Annotated in this window: 9 protein-coding genes and 2 tRNA genes; 3 read left to right on the forward strand and 8 right to left on the reverse strand. The window is 61.6% G+C overall.

The window, feature by feature from the left end; all coding sequences use genetic code 11:
• The first annotated feature begins 95 nt into the window (after positions 1 to 95).
• Positions 96 to 4,232, forward strand: coding sequence for a hypothetical protein (locus OGL93_RS06230; protein WP_263261567.1), 4,137 nt, complete (start codon positions 96 to 98; stop codon positions 4,230 to 4,232).
• Here OGL93_RS06230 and OGL93_RS06235 read toward each other — a convergent pair whose 3' ends face one another.
• The 8 genes from OGL93_RS06235 to rnr form a co-directional block, all read right to left on the reverse strand.
• A complete protein-coding gene (locus tag OGL93_RS06235) occupies positions 4,233 to 6,527 on the reverse strand; it encodes a YgiQ family radical SAM protein (RefSeq protein WP_263261569.1) in 2,295 nt (764 codons plus the stop codon).
• Between the two features lie 165 nt (positions 6,528 to 6,692).
• The gene (gene dnaB, locus OGL93_RS06240; protein ID WP_263261570.1) at positions 6,693 to 8,087 is read right to left on the reverse strand and encodes a replicative DNA helicase; all 1,395 of its coding nucleotides are present in this window, start codon (positions 8,085 to 8,087) and stop codon (positions 6,693 to 6,695) included.
• A gap of 102 nt (positions 8,088 to 8,189) precedes the next feature.
• Complete coding sequence (gene rplI, locus OGL93_RS06245) at positions 8,190 to 8,636, reverse strand: 50S ribosomal protein L9 (RefSeq protein WP_263261571.1); 447 nt, start codon at positions 8,634 to 8,636, stop codon at positions 8,190 to 8,192.
• Between the two features lie 21 nt (positions 8,637 to 8,657).
• A complete protein-coding gene (locus OGL93_RS06250; protein WP_263261573.1) occupies positions 8,658 to 9,557 on the reverse strand; it encodes a hypothetical protein in 900 nt (299 codons plus the stop codon).
• Positions 9,558 to 9,594: 37 nt separating this feature from the next.
• A complete protein-coding gene (gene rpsR, locus OGL93_RS06255; protein WP_040260021.1) occupies positions 9,595 to 9,825 on the reverse strand; it encodes a 30S ribosomal protein S18 in 231 nt (76 codons plus the stop codon).
• 28 nt (positions 9,826 to 9,853) lie between these two features.
• Positions 9,854 to 10,288 carry a 30S ribosomal protein S6 gene (rpsF, locus tag OGL93_RS06260; RefSeq protein ID WP_263261574.1) on the reverse strand — a complete coding sequence of 145 codons (435 nt, stop codon included), beginning with the start codon at positions 10,286 to 10,288 and terminating at the stop codon, positions 9,854 to 9,856.
• Between the two features lie 450 nt (positions 10,289 to 10,738).
• Positions 10,739 to 11,482 carry a 23S rRNA (guanosine(2251)-2'-O)-methyltransferase RlmB gene (gene rlmB, locus OGL93_RS06265; RefSeq protein WP_263261575.1) on the reverse strand — a complete coding sequence of 248 codons (744 nt, stop codon included), beginning with the start codon at positions 11,480 to 11,482 and terminating at the stop codon, positions 10,739 to 10,741.
• Positions 11,479 to 14,067: a ribonuclease R gene (gene rnr / locus OGL93_RS06270; RefSeq protein ID WP_263261576.1), complete on the reverse strand. Its 2,589-nt coding sequence runs from the start codon at positions 14,065 to 14,067 to the stop codon at positions 11,479 to 11,481. The genes rlmB and rnr overlap by 4 nt, the downstream gene beginning before the upstream one ends.
• A 222-nt stretch (positions 14,068 to 14,289) precedes the next feature.
• Between rnr and OGL93_RS06275 the strand changes: the two genes are divergently transcribed.
• Both OGL93_RS06275 and OGL93_RS06280 read left to right on the forward strand, forming a co-directional pair.
• Positions 14,290 to 14,376 (forward strand) — tRNA-Leu (locus OGL93_RS06275).
• 196 nt (positions 14,377 to 14,572) lie between these two features.
• Positions 14,573 to 14,659 (forward strand) — tRNA-Leu (locus OGL93_RS06280).
• Positions 14,660 to 14,673: the final 14 nt, after the last annotated feature.

Here is a 14,673-nt window from a genome sequence, read left to right on the forward strand (position 1 = left end):
TACTGCACCGCAACGGCGCAGCCGATAGATATGCGCCTCAAGACCGGAGCTGTCCGGTGCTGTGCTCGGCTCTCCTGAATCGAGAGGTCCTTGCAATGAACGCCATACCGCCGTACCAGCCATCTCCTTTAGCGCCCTGGGCCGATGCCAAACTGACCCGCCTGGACCGCTTCATCACCTTTGGCCACCGCTTGCTGAAAACACCGCGGGCCCACCTTCGACTCGGCGAACCCTTGTTCTATCCACAGGCGCCTGACCCTGATGACCCGAGCGCAGTACAACGGGTGTCGGTCACCGACTATCTGCAGCAGCAAGGGCTGAATAACGTTATCGATCATGCAGGACTCAGGGTTGCCTTGGACAGGCTAGAACAACAACGAGAAGAGCGGCTGGCCGCGCTTGATGCCCAAGCGCCCAATATCGACTGCTGGCTTGGGCCCGTGGACGAGCAAGCCATAAAGGCAGTATGCGCCGAGTACACCGAAGGTGAACGCCATGACCTGCTCAGCCTGCTGGCGGACGAAGTGCTGGAAAATTACAGCACAGCGCGCATTGCACGGCTGCCAGCCACTTTGATGGCCTACGTGACCGCTCGCGCATTGGACGGTTCGTTCGTTCGGCATTTGCTGGACCAGCTGGGATGGTATGCCGGAGACGCCAGGTCGCCGACCTCTCCTCGGGTGATTTCACGGCTGTTGCGCAAGGCCGTTGCGTTGCACCTGGACCCTCACCGCAACCTTGCCGGCTTCAAGATCTACAGCCCGGCCTACCGTGGCAAGACCTTCCCTCACATCCTGCAGGCGCTAGCGGCGTACTGGGTGGAAGCCGGCATCGTGGCGGACAGGAGCGTGGCCACCTTCGCGCTGTATTGCTTGCGCGCGAACATGCCACCTGAACTGCGCTGCCCGACCTTGCCAGCCTCCCTGCCCTTTTTGAGCAGCAGCGCTTGGGTAGAAATCGCGCAGGCCGCCAGGCTGGTGAATGTACTAGCGCCGGCGGCATTGGAGCGGTTGCCCTACCAGCAGTTACTGAAGGCAGCCCAACGCGTGGCCGCCTTTGACCACACGACCGCCCGCGCCCAGTACTTGAGTTGCCTGGCCGAGCCGGCGTGGCATTGGGCCAATGCACAGGTCAATAGCGGCGGCACCGTGCTCCCAACGCTGGAAGGTTACGCCCGCGCGGTCGAGGCCTACCTAAGCTGGCACGCGCGGCTCCATTCAGCCGCGCAGGCGCTGTCTCGTCCCATGCCCAAACGGTTGGAGCTGGTCGACCTGTACCTTTACGAGCACGCGCTGGATCCGGATGAACTGTGCATACCCAACAGCTTGGCGGTGGGTTTTTTCAACCGCTCGCTGCGGGACTTGGTAGCTACCGGGGCGTTGCTGGAAGATCCTCTGGCATGGACCCCCTTCAGTACTCGGCCATTCTTTGGAAGCCGTTGGCCGAAGCAGTTCGAAGATATCTCTGCTCAGTTCGACAGCGCATTCACCCGCTGGGCTGACCAGCAAGTGCTTGCGATTCGGGATTTGGCCAGCGCTTTACTGGATGAGCTGGATGCCGAAAACCGCTCGATTCTTACCCACGGCGTTGTGCAGATGTACTCGGTACGGGAGGAAGCCTTAAGCGTTGAGGCCTATAACGATGCGGCCCATCCGCTGATCATCGCCTCCACCGGCCGAGGCGGCGTTGTCATGACCAGTGACTTCGAAGGCCGCCGATATGTTTATGAATGGCTCCCAGGCGCGGGTTGGCTGGGGCGTCGCGATGACATCAATGATCTGGTCATAGGGGGCGAGGTGTATGACACCGGCAAAGGCAGTGGCCCCGTCTATGGCAACCACTACAGCTTTGTCTATCGGCTGGCGACTGACCTACCGCTTGACTGGCAAGCGTACTCGACCGGCGTACCGCCACGGCCAGAAGCCCACGGCCAGCTTATCCTCACCCGCGTTGCAACGTTCGATGCGCACCAAAGCGAATCACGGCCTCGGCTGGAGGCTTTGGCGCACACCTTCGCTCACACCTTCTTCGCCGCAGGCATGCCCGCCCTGCGCGACACCGCAAGAGGCCAAGTACCTTCGGAGCGACCGAGCCGGCTGCTAGGTATCGTCAAGGCGTTGGTACCCTTCTGGTCCTCGATCGAAAACATCCAGCAGTGGCGCGAAACCGGCGACTATGGCGCTTTGAAGGATGGGCTGTATGGCCTGACGTTCGATGCCTTCACCACTGCACTTCCTGCTGCGAAGTTGGTGGCGACCACCGCCCGGCTGGCAAAAACAACATTCCATACCACCGCAAAGTGGGCCATCCGCAAGTTAGGGGGCCTTTCCGCTACAGCTCGAAGTAGCCTTGCAGCTTCCGCGCCTTCATCGGCAGAAGAACTTTCACGGCTGTTCGCGTTGGCCGGTGACGCCGCAAACACTGCCTTGGCCCGATCGCTGCGAGCCCAGGACGGCCTCGCCAGGCAAGTTTTACCTACGTCGACCCAGGTATTGGGCGGGGTAATCACCGAGGCGTCGGGTGAGTCTTTAAAAGCCGCCCGGTTAGGAATGCAACTTGAAATCGCAGTATCTACGGCGCTCGGTGATTCGAAGGGCCTGCTTTTGGTCGATGCCCAAAACCTGCTTCCCTTTGGCCCCGCCCTTCCTCTGTCCGCGCCTGGGGATCGGTTATTCGTCGCGCCGGACGTATTGCCCATCGTCACGAAATTCGGCCGGCCCGCTATCGAGCTGGATCATTCGGGGCTGGCGATACAGTGGTTTCGCCAGGATGACGAGCTGACGCTAATGCTTGGCGGCACGCCCTATCGTCAAGGGCGGGCGGCGAGCGGTGAAATAGCCTTGATACGTCAGCGTGAATGGGCGCCCGAGCCTCAGCTCTGGCCATTGCCGTGCCGACGCGCCCGCACACCTGGGCTGGATTGCGTCGCAAACAACACCTTCGCCACCCGCAACTATCATGGGCTTGAAGCCGTGACGGCGACCGAAGCAGGCCCAGTCAGCTGGTTCGAGCACTTCAAGATAAACGCCCAGGGAGGCCGGCTCGTTCATGGCCGCCAGGTTCATCGCATTGTCGGCAACGAACTACGCATCGAACGCCGGGTTGTCCGCTATGGCGATTACAAGCCCAGGCTGGCTGCGCGGTTGCTTGGCGGAAACCAGATCTTCAAGCGCATCCGTATTGAAGAGGGCCTGATACCAGGTGTTAGCGATAGCCGCGAAGTGTCTGCCGTGGTCGTGCGCCACCGACCCAGCGCTACGCTGCGCCTGGTTACCCGGGTGGACAAAGACTTGTTCTATGCCGCGAGCCTGGCCGATGGAGATGCCCTGCAACTTGAAAAGCTGTCGCTGACGCGCGAGCCTGAAAACGTAACGACGTACACCGACGACGACCACCTTGCCAATATCTATGTGGGCTCACTGGATGCCAACAGGCTGATCGCGCGGCAAGGCGAGGCACGGATGAACGAAGCACTGGCCAACCTCAGTGATGAGGTGGTGGCCGCGCGGGAGGAAGCAATCGCGCCCTTCTTCACTGAGCGCTTCGAGCTGGCCACCACGCGGAAAATGGCCGTGCTGTATAACCGCTATGCCAGGCGAGCGGTGGTCGAGGCTATCCGTGAAAACGCTACTTACATCCATGCACTCACGCCGCATACGCCCCTGCAGCAGTTGGAGGCGATTGCGGCTCAGGTCAATGAGCTATTCGTTCGACCTGGGCAGTTCGGCGTCGCCGACCTCTACGATCCGGCACGGCTGCGCGCCGCGCTCGGCACTCGCAACCTGGCATACCTGGCCGTGGAATTGGTCAAGGATGGGCAGCCATTGAAAGAGGTCTATTTCAGCCTGTCGGGGCTCAGGAGAAGCGAGAGTGCCCTGCCTCTGGCTAATACCCTGCCAGCGGGATGGCGCGAAGAAGGGCTGGCGAAGGTTTCCCCTGGGGGCGTGCGGTATATCGATTGCCAACCCAGAACCATCCAGTACACCTCGGTGGTGTGGCTACCCGACCTGAATAAACGCAGCACTTTCATGCACTATCTGGAAAACCCCCGGACATTGGATTCGGAGCGCAACATCCTGGTGCACCTGACCAATCACCCCATCGACCACCAAGCGGTACGGCGAGCCGTCCTTTATACGCAACGGCCGGCCTGCCCCTCTTGCTTGACCGGCATCGAAGCGTTCCAGCATGCGCTCGCGCCCGGCAGCTTCACCTTGTTCGAAGGGCCGTGATCAGCGTGGGATCACCGGTTGCCGGCTGGGCTTCTTCTTGCCGTTGCCATTCCCCTTGCCAGCCCGGGCCGCCTGATCGCGGCGCGCCTGGGCCGCGGCCTTGGCTTCCTCGCGCTTGTCCCAAGGCTTGCTGCCATCGCTGGCACGGGGCGGCAGGCCGGTATGCTGGGTAAGGATCCGCTGCTCGCGGCCAACCTTGTGACTGCCCGCCGGGGTAGAGTTCTTGCGCCGCGCACTGGTGTAGGTATCCACCTCAGGCTGATGCGCCGGAATCAACTGATGCTTGCCTGGGCCGATCAGGTCGGCGCGGCCCATGCGCTCAAGCGCCTCGCGCAGCATCGGCCAGCCCTTGGGGTCGTGATAACGCAAGAAGGCCTTGTGCAAGCGGCGCTGGGCCTCGCTCTTGACGATGCTCACTGCGGGGCTCTTGTAGGTCACCTTGCGCAGCGGGTTCTTGCCCGAGTGGTACATCGCCGTAGCCGAGGCCATGGGCGAGGGGTAGAACGCCTGCACCTGGTCCGCGCGGAAGCCGTTGCCCTTGAGCCACAGCGCCAGGTTCATCATGTCTTCATCGGTGGTGCCGGGGTGTGCCGCGATGAAGTACGGGATCAGGTACTGCTCCTTGCCCGCCTCTTTCGAGTACTTCTCGAACATGCGCTTGAAGCGGTCATAGCTGCCGATGCCCGGCTTCATCATCTGGTTGAGCGGGCCTTCCTCGGTATGCTCCGGGGCGATCTTCAGGTAGCCGCCCACATGGTGGGTGACCAGCTCCTTGACGTATTCCGGCGACTCGACCGCCAGGTCGTAGCGCAGCCCCGAGGCGATGAGGATTTTCTTCACGCCCGGCAAGGCCCGGGCGCTTCGGTATAGCTGGATCAGCGCCGAATGGTCGGTATTGAGGTTCGGGCAAATGCCTGGGAACACGCAAGACGGCTTGCGGCAGGCGGATTCGATTTCCGGGCTTTTGCAGGCGATGCGGTACATGTTGGCGGTCGGGCCGCCCAGGTCGGAAATCACCCCAGTGAAGCCCGGGACCTTGTCACGGATTTCTTCGATTTCACGAATGATCGATTCTTCGGAGCGGTTCTGGATGATGCGGCCTTCATGCTCGGTGATGGAGCAGAAGGTGCAGCCACCAAAGCAGCCGCGCATGATATTCACCGAGAAACGGATCATCTCGTAGGCCGGGATCTTTTCCTTGCCATACGCAGGGTGTGGAATGCGCGCATACGGCATGCCGAACACGTAGTCCATTTCCTCGGTGGTCATGGGAATGGGCGGCGGGTTGAACCACACATCCACCTCGCCGTGTTTCTGCACCAACGCCCGCGCGTTGCCGGGGTTGGTTTCCAAATGCAGCACGCGGTTGGCGTGGGCGTAGAGCACCGCATCGTTACGCACTTTCTCGTACGACGGCAGGCGGATCACCGTTTTGTCGCGGGTCATGCGCGGGCTTTCGAGGATCTGCACGACCTTGGCTTCGGTTGGGTCTTCTACCGGCCCCTTTTCCTGCTCGATGGCGCAGGCCTGGGTGTCCTGGGTGTTCACATAGGGGTTGATGATCTTATCGACCTTGCCGGGGCGGTCGATCCGGGTGGAGTCCACCTCATACCAGCCCTGCGGCGTATCGCGGCGCACGAAGGCGGTGCCACGAATGTCGGTGATGCTCTCGACCTTTTCGCCCGCCGCCAACCGCTGGGCCACTTCGACCACGGCACGCTCGGCGTTGCCGTACAGCAGGATATCGGCGCAGGCGTCGATCAGGATCGAATGGCGAACCTTGTCCTGCCAGTAGTCATAGTGCGCGATGCGCCGCAGCGAGGCCTCGATGCCGCCCAGCACGATGGGCACATGGCGGTAGGCTTCCTTGCAGCGCTGGCTATACACCAGGCTGGCACGGTCAGGCCGCTTGCCCGCCAGGCCGCCGGGGGTATAGGCGTCGTCGGAGCGGATTTTCTTGTCCGCGGTGTAGCGGTTGATCATCGAGTCCATGTTGCCAGCGGCCACGCCGAAGAACAGGTTCGGCTCGCCCAGCTTCATGAAGTCGGCTTTGTTGGTCCAGTCTGGCTGGGCAATGATGCCCACGCGGAAACCCTGGGACTCGAGCAGACGGCCGATGATCGCCATGCCAAACGATGGGTGGTCTACATACGCATCGCCGCTGACAATGATGATGTCGCAGGAGTCCCAGCCAAGCTGATCCATTTCTTCCCGGCTCATAGGCAGGAAAGGCGCCGGCCCGAAACATTCGGCCCAGTACTTTGGATAGTCGAATAGCGGCTTGGCTGCTTGCATGGCGATAACCGAGGTTGTGGCGGATGGCCCGCGTGAATTCGCGGCCGCGGAGATTAGCACAAAAATTAACCAAATCCGACCACTCTTGTCGGATTTACCGGCCGAATCGTTCCCGGGTTTCACCCGGCCCTACAGCGTGGGCGCGGGCGAAGCCACAATTGCCGGTTACTCGTCGTCGAACTGGTAGCTGCCCGGCGCCAGGTTCTCAAACCGCGTGTACTTGCCGATAAACGCCAGGCGCACGGTGCCGATGGGGCCGTTCCGCTGCTTGCCGATGATGATCTCGGCAATGCCCTTGTGTTCGGTTTCGGGGTGATAGACCTCGTCCCGGTACACGAACATGATCACGTCGGCGTCCTGCTCGATCGCTCCGGATTCCCGCAGGTCCGAGTTGACCGGCCGCTTGTTCGGGCGCTGTTCGAGGGAGCGGTTGAGCTGCGACAAGGCGATCACTGGGCAGCCGAATTCCTTGGCCAGGGCCTTGAGCGAGCGAGAGATCTCGGAAATCTCGTTGGTACGGTTGTCGCCACTGGAGCCGGGAATCTGCATCAACTGCAGGTAGTCGATCATGATCATGGCGATTTCGCCGTGCTCGCGAACGATACGCCGTGTACGGGCGCGCATTTCCGAGGGGCTGATGCCAGCGGTGTCGTCGATGAACAGCTTGCGGTCGTTGAGCAGGTTCACCGCGGAGGTGAGCCGCGGCCAATCGTCGTCGTCCAGCCGGCCGCTACGGACCTTGGTCTGATCGATACGGCCCAGCGACGACAGCATACGCATTACCAGGGAATCGCCGGGCATCTCCAGGGAATACACCAGCACCACCTTGTCGCTGCGCAGTACCGCGTTCTCCACCAGGTTCATGGCGAAGGTGGTCTTACCCATGGACGGTCGTCCGGCCACGATCACCAGGTCCGCCGGTTGCAGGCCGCTGGTCTTGTCATCGAGGTCGGCATAGCCGGTGGACAGGCCGGTGATGGCCTGGTCGGTATTGAACAGGGTGTCGATGCGGTCGATGGCCTTGGTCAGCAGGTCGTTCACGCCCACGGGGCCGCCTGTTTTCGGCCGCGCTTCGGCGATCTGGAAGATCTGCCGCTCGGCTTCATCGAGAATCTCCGCTGCGTTACGCCCTTGCGGGTTGAATGCGCTGTCGGCGATGTCGCTGCTGATGCTGATCAACTGGCGCAGGGTCGCCCGCTCTCGCACGATCTGCGCATAAGCCTTGATGTTGGCGACCGAGGGGATGTTCTTGGCCAGCTCGCCCAGGTAAGCCAAACCACCTACCTGGTTGGCTTGACCTTCCTTGTCCAGTTGCTCATGCAGGGTAACCACGTCGAAGGGGACGTTCTGGTCGGCCAGGCGAGCGATGGCACGGAAGATCAGGCGGTGGTCATGCCGATAGAAGTCGCCGTCCGATACCTGGTCTAGCACCCGCTCCCAGGCATTGTTGTCCAGCATCAAGCCACCGAGCACGGCCTGTTCGGCCTCGATGGAATGCGGCGGGACCTTGAGCGCGGCGGTTTGCAGGTCGTATTGCTCGGGCGTCGAAATCTCGTTCATAACCGGCGGAATCTTGAGTGTGGTTCGGTAAAAACAAAGGGCACGGCCTGCAATGCAGGACCGTGCCCAATGTTAACTGGCTGGCAAACGCCAACCAACAGCTTAGGCAGCTACAACCACAACGCGAACGGTGGCTTCGACGTCGCTGTGCAGGTGCACGGCAACGTCGTATTCACCGACGTTACGGATGGTGCCGTTCGGCAGACGTACTTCAGCCTTGGCCACTTCCACGCCAGAGGCGGTCAGTGCGTCAGCGATGTCGTGGGTGCCGATCGAACCGAACAGCTTGCCTTCATCGCCAGCGGTGGCGGTGATGGTGACTTCCAGTTCGGCCAGTTGAGCAGCGCGGCTTTCAGCCGAAGCCTTCTTGTCGGCAGCTGCTTTTTCCAGGTCGGCGCGGCGAGCTTCGAACGCAGCCAGGTTGGCTTCGGTCGCGGCAGTGGCCTTGCCTTGTGGCAGCAGGTAGTTACGGCCGTAACCAGCCTTTACGCTTACCTTGTCGCCCAGGTTGCCCAGGTTGGCGATTTTTTCCAGCAGGATCAGTTCCATTTGGTATTAACCTCTTAACTTTTAACCTTCACCGTTCGCGGATCCCTGGTCATCTCCCTGTTCGGGAGCCAGGCGGCCGCGAAAATCAATCAGGCTGTCGACAATGGCCAAGACCACGAGCAACAGATAGGCCAGCTGCATAAACAGCAGGAACGTGACGTACAACCCTACCAGCCAGAATCGGCCGAGCTTGCCGCGCGCGGCCAGCCCATGCACCAGGGCGAAGCCCGCGAACACCAGCGGCACGCTGCAGATGGGCGTCAACATCGCCACCCGCGGGCCAAACTGCGGCCCAACCAGCATGCACGCCAGCAGCGCTAGCGCCATGGCGCCGGGAATCCTCGCGGCGCGGAACTCGCGCCCGAAACCTCCCGGGTTGTACAACACGGCCTGCCAGTAGCGCCCCAACATCAGGGCCAACAAGCTGACGGCCTGCAACAGTGCTGCTATCAGTCCGATCAGTACCGGGGCGATCAACGCCTCCAGGTGGGCCTGCTCTTCCAGCGACAAGCGCTGGTAGATATCACCGAGCAGGTTGGGCAAGTGGCTGTTCATCGCCACCGCCAGCTGGTTCAGGGCCTCGCCAAAGACAGCGCCCAGCACCACGCCATACACCACACCCAGGCCGATACTCGCCAGCAGCAACCTGTCCCAGGTCCACCCCGCGCGCAACAACGCCGCGAGGCCCAGTGAACCGAGCAGCACCAGCAAGGTGCGAGGTTCACCGAAGTACCACCAGACCAACGCCGGCAGCACCCCCCAGGCAAGCACGCCAATGGCGTCGCTCAGCCCCCGCCGCAGCAGCACTAGGCAACCCGCGGCAGCACTCAACCAGAACAACAGCGGCAACGCCGCACATCCAGCCACCACCAGGGTGGCTTGCATACGACCCCGCATGATGAAATCAGCCAAGGCACGCATGCGCTCTATCCTTTACTGCTTGTCGACAAAGCCCGTATCAGCGGCCGTGGCTGTCGGTGTAAGGCAGCAGGGCCAGGAAGCGGGCGCGCTTGATAGCGGTAGCCAGCTGACGCTGATAACGAGCCTTGGTACCCGTGATGCGGCTAGGAACGATCTTGCCGGTTTCAGATACGTAAGCTTTCAGGGTGTTGAGATCTTTGTAGTCGATCTCTTTAACGTTTTCTGCGGTGAAGCGGCAGAATTTACGACGACGGAAGAAACGTGCCATTTAACAGGCTCCTCTAAAGATCCGTGGATTACTCGTCAGCGTTGTCGCTGTTGTCGCTGTTGTCGCTGCTGTCGCTGTCATCGCCGTCGGCGTTTTCAGCTTGCTCAGGACGGTCACGACGCTCACGGCGCTCGCTGCGGTTCTCTTCAGCCTTGAGCATTTCGGACGGGCCGGTAACGGCTTCGTCGCGACGGATCACAAGGTTACGGATCACGGCATCGTTGTAGCGGAAGCTGTCTTCCAGCTCGGCCAGGGCCTTGCCAGTGCACTCGACGTTCAGCATCACGTAGTGAGCCTTGTGAACGTTGTTGATTGCATAGGCCAGTTGACGACGGCCCCAGTCTTCCAGGCGGTGAATCTTGCCACCGTCTTCTTCGATCAGCTTGGTGTAACGCTCGACCATGCCGCCGACTTGCTCGCTCTGGTCCGGGTGGACCAGGAAGATGATTTCGTAATGACGCATGAATGCTCCTTACGGGTTGTAGCCTGCCGGGATACCGGTCAGACAAGGAGTTAATGTTTCTGATGCTTGCCTCGGCCGGGCGCAAATACGCCTGCCACCTGGGCAAGGGGCGCAATTGTAGAGAAGGGGCTGGGCTTAAGCAAGGCAATTGGCGAATATTTGACCAGCCCCATAAACAAGCCAACAGGTGCTGCCCGCGAACCTTGAGCGCTCATTCCGGGCCCCGCCCGGCCCCAAAGAGTTCGGCGCGGGGCCGGGGGCTGCTGCAGGAGATTCTACGGTTGGCCCGCAAACGCTAACGCGCAGCAGCACGGCTTGCCGGCGATAGGGATTACGCGGAGCTGCATCTGATCGCGGGCAAGCCTGGCTGCTACGGCCTTGGCGTGCAGGAGCTGGCGCCTGCCCACGAACCCCGAGGCCGTGGCTCGCAGGTTTTGCCCGCTTCTACATTCAGCGGCCCTTGCGCTGGCGCACGGCTTCGAACAGGCATACGCCGGTGGCTACGGAGACGTTCAGGCTGCTGACACTGCCGCCCATGGGCAGCTTCACCAGATGGTCGCAATGCTCGCGGGTCAAGCGCCGCATGCCCTTGCCTTCGGCCCCCATCACCAGCACCAGTGGGCCGGTGAGGTCTTGCTGGTAGATTTCTTTGTCCGCCTCGCCGGCGGTGCCGACGATCCATAGCCCACGCTGCTGGAGTTTTTCCAGGCTACGGGCCAGGTTGGTCACGGCCACCAGCGGAATGACTTCCGCCGCGCCGCAGGCGACCTTACGCACCACCGGGGTGAGCGTGGCGGCTTTGTCCTTAGGGATGATCACCGCCAGAGCGCCGGCAGCATCGGCGGTGCGCAGGCAGGCGCCAAGGTTATGTGGGTCGGTCACGCCGTCGAGCACCAGCAGCAGCGGTGGCCCGTCGTGGCGGTCGAGTAACTCCTCGAGCATGGCTTCGCCCCACACTTGGCTGGGGCTCACATCCGCCACCACGCCTTGATGCACGCCCTCGACCCAGGCATCGAGCTCTTTGCGTTCAGCGGCACCGATCGCCACCCGATGTTGCCCGGCCAGCTCCAACAGCGCTTGCAGGCGAGGCTCGCTACGCCCCTCGGACAGCCAGATCTGCTTGACCCGGCGAGGATGGTGGCGCAGCAATGCTTCGACGGCATGTACGCCGTAGATTTTTTCCAGCTGACTCATGTTCTTGCCTTGGTCTTGCGCGAGCCGGCTTTAGGCGGCCCCTTGCGGTGCTTGGTCGGCTTGGCGGCGTCGGCCTTGGCCGGGTTGCCATGCCGGGCTTCGCTCATCAGCGCCTTTTTCATTTCGCGGCTCTTGCGCACTTCGGCGTTGTTGGCCGTGGCATGAGAGGCGCGATAGGCGTCGTCGACGGCCGGGTCCTTCCCTGCCTTGCGCTTGCGCGGGCGGGCCGGCTCGGCCGGTGGCACGGCAGCGGCCGGCGCGGAGGCGGAAGCCGCAGGCCCTTTATCGGCAGGCTTGCGAGACTTGCGCGAATTGCTATCGGAGCCCTTCTCAGGGGTTTTGTCAGCCAACTCGAAGTCGATCTTGCGCTCATCAAGGTCAACCCGCATCACCCGCACCGCGATAGTGTCGCCGAGGCGGAAACTGCGGCCGGTCCGCTCGCCGGTAAGGCGATGGTGGACCTGGTCGTAGTGGTAGTAGTCCCCCGGCAAGGCCGAAACATGCACCAGGCCTTCGACGTAGATGTCGGTGAGTTCCACGAACAGGCCAAAACCGGTGGTCGCGGTAATCACGCCTGGGAACACTTCGCCCACGCGGTCTTTCATGTACTCGCACTTGAGCCAGTTCACCACATCACGGGTGGCTTCATCGGCCCGGCGCTCGGTCATCGAGCACTGCTCGCCGAGCTGTTCGAGCGCGGCCTCGTCGTACGGGTAGATGCGCGCCTTGGGCATTGCAGCGGCGCCGGCACGCACCACATGCGGGGTTTCGCGCTTGGAACGGATCACGCTGCGTATGGCCCGGTGCACAAGCAGGTCCGGGTAGCGGCGGATCGGCGAAGTGAAGTGGGTGTAGGCGGGATAGTTGAGGCCAAAGTGGCCGTGGTTGTCCGAGGTATACACCGCCTGGCTCAGGGAGCGCAGCATGACGGTCTGGATCAGGTGGAAGTCCGGGCGATCCTTGATGGTTTCCAGCAGCGCCTGGTAATCCTTCGGGCTCGGCCCCTCCTTGCCCTTGTGCAGCGACAGGCCAAGCTCGCCGAGAAAGGCGCGCAGTTTTTCCAGGCGCTCCGGCGGCGGGCCATCGTGCACCCGGTACAACGCAGGCACTTCGTGCTTCTTGAGGAATTCGGCGGTGGCCACGTTGGCGGCCAGCATGCACTCCTCGATCAGCTTGTGGGCATCGTTGCGGGTGGTGGGGCGAATCTCGGCGATCTTGCGCTCGGTGCCGAAGATAATGCGGGTTTCCTGGGTTTCGAAGTCGATGGCGCCGCGCACATGGCGCCCGGCAAGCAGCACCTGGTACAGCGCATACAGCTGCTTGAGGTGCGGCAACACTTCGCCATATTCCCCGCGAAGCGCCTTCGCCTCGGTGCTGCGGGAATGCTCGAGCATGGTGCTGACCTTGTTGTAGGTCAGGCGAGCATGGGAATGGATAACCGCTTCGTAGAACTTGTAGTCGACCATCTGCCCGCTTTTGGAAATGGTCATTTCGCAGACCATTGCCAGGCGGTCGACGTGGGGGTTCAGGGAGCACAGGCCGTTTGACAGCTCTTCGGGCAACATCGGCACTACCCGCTCGGGGAAGTACACCGAGTTGCCCCGTACCTGGGCTTCCGCGTCCAGTGCGGAGTCGATCTTCACATAGCTGGACACATCGGCGATGGCCACGAACAACCGCCAGCCGCCAGAAAACATCTTGATGCGGCCCTTGGGCTCGCAATACACCGCGTCGTCGAAGTCTCGCGCATCTTCACCGTCGATGGTGACAAACGGCAGGTGACGCAGGTCCACCCGGTTCTGCTTGTGCTTTTCTTCCACCTCGGGCTTGAGCCGCGCGGCTTCTTTTTCCACCGCCTCGGGCCACACATGGGGGATATCGTAGCTGCGCAGGGCAACGTCGATTTCCATGCCGGGGGCCATATAGTTGCCCAGCACTTCGATCACATCGCCCTGAGGCTGGAAGCGCGCGGTCGGCCAGTGGGTGATCTTGATCTCGACGAACTGGCCAACGCGCGCTCCACCATTACGGCCCGGCGTGACCAGTACTTCCTGCTGCACCTTGGGATTATCGGCCTGAACGAAGCCGATACCGCCCTCTTCGAAATAACGGCCCACGATGCTTTCATGGGCACGGCTGACCACCTCGACCAACGCGCCTTCACGGCGGCCACGACGGTCCAGGCCGGATACCCGCGCCAGCGCACGGTCGCCGTCGAATACCAGGCGCATCTGCGCCGGGCTCAGGAACAGATCATCACTGCCGTCATCGGGAATAAGGAAGCCGAACCCATCACGGTGACCGCTGACCCGGCCGGCGATCAGGTCGAGCTTGTCTACCGGGGCGTAGGTGCCACGGCGGGTATAAATAAGCTGAGCATCGCGCTCCATCGCCCGCAGGCGGCGGCGCAATGCTTCGATCTGGTCCTCGGTCCCCAGGCCGAACTCCTCTACCAGCTGCTCGCGGCTCGCAGGGGAACCACGCTCGGCGAGGTGGTGCAGAATCAGTTCACGGCTGGGGATAGGATTTTCGTATTTTTCCGCTTCACGAGCGGCCTCGGGATCGAGGGACTGCCAATCGGCCATTAGAGAGTGTTCACCTTGTGTGATATGCAAGTTAGTTTGGCATACCCCTGTTGAAACGGGAAATTCCGACCGTTAAAGCCTGGTCGTGGCATTGCCTCGTTACTCGCTTCAAAGGGCTGCAAAGGGCGCCCGACCGGTGGGAAATATTTTTGGGGTCAGGGGTTTACACTGCAATACGGCAACCGTATAGTGCGCGCCATCGACGACGCAAGTAGTCGATTTGCCCAGATGGTGAAATTGGTAGACACGCCAGCTTCAGGTGTTGGTGGCCTTACGGCCGTGGAAGTTCGAGTCTTCTTCTGGGCACCATATTCAAACGCGAGACTACCTCAGTCCACTGCGTTCCAAAAGCCCGCGAAAGCGGGCTTTTGCATTTTTGCGCAGATGTATTTCTCCGTCATATTCATGCCCAGCCCCTGTTGGCAGCTTTTTTCAGGGAGGGGGCTTTACAGCCCGATATGACCGCCGTATAGTGCGCGCCATCGACGACGTGAGTCTTCGATATGCCCAGGTGGTGAAATTGGTAGACACGCCAGCTTCAGGTGTTGGTGGCTTTACGGCCGTGGAAGTTCGAGTCTTCTCCTGGGCACCAAATTCAGCGTCATC

The organism is Pseudomonas sp. RIT-PI-S (genome assembly GCF_025642975.1).
Taxonomy (GTDB): domain Bacteria; phylum Pseudomonadota; class Gammaproteobacteria; order Pseudomonadales; family Pseudomonadaceae; genus Aquipseudomonas.

What these genes read in the sequence shown, in the direction of transcription:
- rplI (WP_263261571.1), bottom strand. Translation starts at nt 8,636, where the DNA reads ATGGAACTGATCCTGCTGGAAAAAATCGCCAACCTGGGCAACCTGGGC.
- OGL93_RS06250 (WP_263261573.1), bottom strand. Translation starts at nt 9,557, where the DNA reads ATGCGTGCCTTGGCTGATTTCATCATGCGGGGTCGTATGCAAGCCACC.
- rpsR (WP_040260021.1), bottom strand. Translation starts at nt 9,825, where the DNA reads ATGGCACGTTTCTTCCGTCGTCGTAAATTCTGCCGCTTCACCGCAGAA.
- rnr (WP_263261576.1), bottom strand. Translation starts at nt 14,067, where the DNA reads ATGGCCGATTGGCAGTCCCTCGATCCCGAGGCCGCTCGTGAAGCGGAA.
- rlmB (WP_263261575.1), bottom strand. Translation starts at nt 11,482, where the DNA reads ATGAGTCAGCTGGAAAAAATCTACGGCGTACATGCCGTCGAAGCATTG.
- OGL93_RS06235 (WP_263261569.1), bottom strand. Translation starts at nt 6,527, where the DNA reads ATGCAAGCAGCCAAGCCGCTATTCGACTATCCAAAGTACTGGGCCGAA.
- rpsF (WP_263261574.1), bottom strand. Translation starts at nt 10,288, where the DNA reads ATGCGTCATTACGAAATCATCTTCCTGGTCCACCCGGACCAGAGCGAG.
- dnaB (WP_263261570.1), bottom strand. Translation starts at nt 8,087, where the DNA reads ATGAACGAGATTTCGACGCCCGAGCAATACGACCTGCAAACCGCCGCG.
- OGL93_RS06230 (WP_263261567.1), top strand. Translation starts at nt 96, where the DNA reads ATGAACGCCATACCGCCGTACCAGCCATCTCCTTTAGCGCCCTGGGCC.